Consider the following 3,945-nt stretch of genomic DNA (forward strand, 5'->3'; position numbering starts at 1 on the left):
GAAGGCGAAAAAAGCAGAGAGAGACGAAATGGAAAAGCCTACTAAAGAGGAAATTGAAGCTAGAAAAATAGAAGTTCAAAAAGAACAGGCCAATATGAAGGCAGAAATGAAAAAAATTCTTACACCAGAACAATATACAAAATGGGAGCAGAATCTTGAAGAAAGAAAGGAAAAAATGATAGAAAGAATAAAAGACAAGAAACAAAAAGGGAAAAAACCACAAGAAGAACAAAAATAAATTTTGTAATCTCATATAAATAATTTATTTTTGATACTTGTACTTTAAATAAATTCATAAAAATCATGAAAAAAATACTTTCAATTTTCGCTCTTGTATGTGTTTTCACTATAAATGCTTCTGCTCAAGAAAAGAGATTAACTACTCAAGAAGCTGCTAAGAAAGACGCTGCAGAATTGGCTATTTTAGTTGGATTAAAAGACAATCAAGTAGAAGACTTTTATAGATTGTTCGAAACTAAGTATCAAATTCTTGAAGACAAAACACTTTCTGTAGAGAGAAAAACAGAACTTGAAAGAGTAATGGATGCTAAAATTAGAGCAACCTTAAACGATAAACAAATGACGTTATTAGAATCTAACAAAGTTTTATTTGAAAGATTGAAAAGATAATAGTAAATAAATAAAAAAAGGCTTCCAAAAAACTGGAAGCCTTTTTTTTATATTATAGACTTTTTGCCACTTTATCAATAGCATTTATTGTGAAATCTAAATCTTGATATGTAAGTGCATCTGTTATAAACCAAGTTTCATAAGCCGATGGAGCAATATAAATTCCTTCATTTAATAGACCATGAAAGAATTTTTTGAAAGTTTCATTATCTCCATTTTTAGCTGTTTGAAAATTAATTACTGGATTTTCATCAAAATGAACTGATATCATAGATCCCACTCTATTAATTGTAAATACAATTTTATTTTGGGTTAAAACCTTGTGAATTCCTTTCTCTAAGTAAGCCGTTTTTTCTTCTAATCTTACAAAAACATCACTGTCATTATTTAAGGAATTTAGCATTGTTAATCCAGCTTCCATTGCCAAAGGATTACCTGATAAAGTTCCTGCTTGATAAACTGGGCCGATTGGCGCAAGATAATTCATGATTTCGTTTCGAGCAGCAAACGCTCCAACAGGCAAACCACCACCAATTACTTTTCCGAAACATACAATATCTGCATTGACATTAAATAATTCTTGAACACCGCCTTTAGCAAGTCTAAATCCAGTCATAACTTCATCAAATATCAATAATGCTCCATTGGCAGAGCAAATATCTCTCAACTGATTTAAAAACCCATTTATTGGAGGAATACAACCCATGTTTCCTGCAACTGGCTCTACAATTATTGCTGCAATTTCATCTTTATTTGCATTAAATAATTCTTGAACACTATCAATATCATTATAGTTTGCCAGCAAAGTATCTTTAGCTGTTCCAGAGGTAACACCAGGCGAATTTGGCGTGCCAAATGTACTTGCGCCACTTCCTGCTTGAATTAAGAAAGAATCGGAATGACCATGATAACAACCTGCAAATTTTATTATTTTATCCCTATTTGTATATCCTCTTGCAAGACGAATTGCGCTCATACAAGCTTCTGTTCCCGAATTTACAAAACGTATTTTATCTATATTTGGAACCATTGAAACGGCCAATTCTGCAATTTTAGTTTCCAACTCGGTTGGCATTCCAAAGGAAGTTCCTAGCTTAGCTCTTTTGGTTATAGCCTCAATAACTGGCTCATAGGCATGCCCCAAAATCATTGGTCCCCAAGAATTAATATAATCTATTAATTTATTTCCATCCTCATCATAAAGGTAGGCACCTTTGGCACTTTTTACAAAAATTGGTGTTCCACCTACTCCTTTAAATGCTCTAACTGGCGAATTTACTCCTCCAGGAATTACTTTTTCTGCTTGTTCAAATAACTGACTGCTTCTTTTGTATAACATTAATTTATTTTTTTAATGATGAAAACTATTTCACAATTATTTTTTGTCCTATCGAGATTCCAGAGTCTAAAATATTATTTTTCTTTTTTAGCTCTTCAATAGAAATATTGTACCTCTTAGATATTGAATAAAGTGTGTCGCCTTTAATGACTTGATGTAAATCTGCATCAGATAATCCTACCATCTTAGTAGTATCTATAGTATTTATTATTTTTGTAGGCACATAATCAACACCCAAAACTTCGGCGTCATATTTTTGCAATTGATATCGTTCTACCAATCCAATCAATTTAGTTGGATAAGCAATATCTGTTGCGTAACCCGCATTCTTAAGTCCTTTTGCCCATCCTTTATAATCATTTTTATCTAATTTAAACAAACTAGAGTACCGTTCTCTTGTGGTTAAAAACAAGGAATGATCTCTATATGAATCATTAGGATTGTCATATTTTCTAAAACATTCTTGAGCTTCATCATCATCATATTTAACACTTGGACCTGTCCATTCTTTATGACATTTTATGCCAAAATGATTATTGGCTTGTACGCTCAATGGTCCAGTTCCTGCTCCCGACTCAAGAATTCCTTGTCCAAGAGTTATGCTTGCAGGAATTCCATATTCAATCATATCTTTCTTAGCAATTTCTTTGTATTTTTCTATATATTCTAGAACCATAGCTGTTGTCACTTTAACTCTAGTAGTTGCTTCAAGTATTTCTGTAGAAATATCTTTGTTGTCGCCAACTACTACAGGTTTTGTATCTAATACTTTTACAACTATTGGTTTAGTAACTGGCTTTACAACTGGCTTTCTAATTGTTCTAGCAACTGGTTTAGAAGGAGACACAACGCTTCTAGAGGTTCGCACAACGGCTTTATTAGACCCGCATGAGATAAAAAAACTGACACAACAATAAAGGATTATTTTCTTAATCATCAAATTTTATAGTTTGCAAATTTTTACTTTTTAATTTTAAATTCATTCCTTCAATTCCTTGAATTCCGCCAGTATGAATTATTAGTATTTTAGTGTTTTCTGAAAAATATTTTTTTCCTATTAAATCTAAAAGGCCATAAACCATTTTTCCTGTATAAATTGGGTCTAATGGAACTGCATTTGTTTTATAAAACAAATTTATAAATTCAATTAATTCTTGCGTTACTTTTCCGTAACCACCAAAATGATAATCGGTGATTAATTTCCAATTATTATTATTTACAAAATTACAAATATCTTTTTGTAAAAAATCGCCTTTTAACGAAGGAAAACCTAAAATATTTTGATGATTTAACGAGCTGTTTATAATTCCAGAAATTGTCCCTCCTGTTCCTACTGAACAAGCTATAAAATCATATTTATTATCTTGTTCAGTTAAAATTTCTTCGCATCCTTTTATTGCTAAATCGTTGGTGCCGCCTTCTGGAATTAAGTAAAAATCTCCATGCGCTTGTTGCAACTCTTTAATAAAAAAAGTAGAAGTCTTTAATTGGTATTTTTCTCTAGATACAAACACAAACTTCATACCACATTGATGGGCAAATTTTAATGTGGGATTTTCAAAAATTTTAGATTCTAATTCCTCACCTCTAATGACACCAATTGTTTTAAACCCATTTTGTTGTCCAGCATAAGCTGTTGCGGCAATGTGATTGGAATAAGCACCACCGAAAGTTAAAATTGTTTTCTTACTTTCTTCTTTGGCTTTGAGTAAATTATATTTTAATTTTCTAAATTTATTTCCTGACACAAATGGATGAATCAAATCTTCTCGACGAATGAATAGTTTGATAGTGGTGTCTTGAAGCAAAATCTCTTGTGTTATTATTTTCAAGATTATTATTTTTTACAAAGTTAATAATCATAATACTTATATCATAAAAAAAGGTACTCACAAAAGCGAGTACCTGTTAAAAAATATTTTAAAAAAATTACTTCACTCTTTCTACAACTATTTTCTGACTTATACTTTGACTAT

4 protein-coding genes and 1 pseudogene are annotated in these 3,945 nt (G+C 31.1%); 2 read left to right on the forward strand and 3 right to left on the reverse strand.

The window, feature by feature from the left end; genetic code table 11:
* Together ACH2CG_RS11600 and ACH2CG_RS11605 are read left to right on the forward strand one after the other, a co-directional pair.
* A pseudogene (locus ACH2CG_RS11600) lies at positions 1-238 on the forward strand (hypothetical protein); the annotation flags it as partial.
* Between the two features lie 65 nt (positions 239-303).
* Positions 304-630 (forward strand): hypothetical protein, encoded by a 327-nt coding sequence (locus ACH2CG_RS11605; RefSeq protein ID WP_395065339.1) that lies wholly within the window; start codon positions 304-306, stop codon positions 628-630.
* A gap of 52 nt (positions 631-682) precedes the next feature.
* On the opposite strand, the gene hemL is transcribed toward ACH2CG_RS11605, so the two are convergent.
* Genes hemL through ACH2CG_RS11620 form a run of 3 tightly spaced genes read right to left on the reverse strand, consistent with a single transcriptional unit; the run spans position 683 to position 3,804 of the window.
* Complete coding sequence (gene hemL, locus ACH2CG_RS11610) at positions 683-1,969, reverse strand: glutamate-1-semialdehyde 2,1-aminomutase (RefSeq protein ID WP_395065341.1); 1,287 nt, start codon at positions 1,967-1,969, stop codon at positions 683-685.
* Between the two features lie 25 nt (positions 1,970-1,994).
* Positions 1,995-2,906 (reverse strand): glucosaminidase domain-containing protein, encoded by a 912-nt coding sequence (locus tag ACH2CG_RS11615; RefSeq protein ID WP_395065343.1) that lies wholly within the window; start codon positions 2,904-2,906, stop codon positions 1,995-1,997.
* Entirely contained in the window at positions 2,899-3,804 is a 906-nt protein-coding gene (locus ACH2CG_RS11620) for a 1-aminocyclopropane-1-carboxylate deaminase/D-cysteine desulfhydrase (RefSeq protein ID WP_395065345.1), read from the reverse strand. Before ACH2CG_RS11620 ends, ACH2CG_RS11615 begins: the two co-directional genes overlap by 8 nt.
* Between the last annotated feature and the right edge of the window lie 141 nt (positions 3,805-3,945).

Origin of the sequence: Flavobacterium sp. (genome assembly GCF_043778725.1) — a bacterium.
Lineage (GTDB): Bacteria > Bacteroidota > Bacteroidia > Flavobacteriales > Flavobacteriaceae > Flavobacterium.

What these genes read in the sequence shown, in the direction of transcription:
- hemL (WP_395065341.1), bottom strand. Translation starts at nt 1,969, where the DNA reads ATGTTATACAAAAGAAGCAGTCAGTTATTTGAACAAGCAGAAAAAGTA.
- ACH2CG_RS11615 (WP_395065343.1), bottom strand. Translation starts at nt 2,906, where the DNA reads ATGATTAAGAAAATAATCCTTTATTGTTGTGTCAGTTTTTTTATCTCA.
- ACH2CG_RS11605 (WP_395065339.1), top strand. Translation starts at nt 304, where the DNA reads ATGAAAAAAATACTTTCAATTTTCGCTCTTGTATGTGTTTTCACTATA.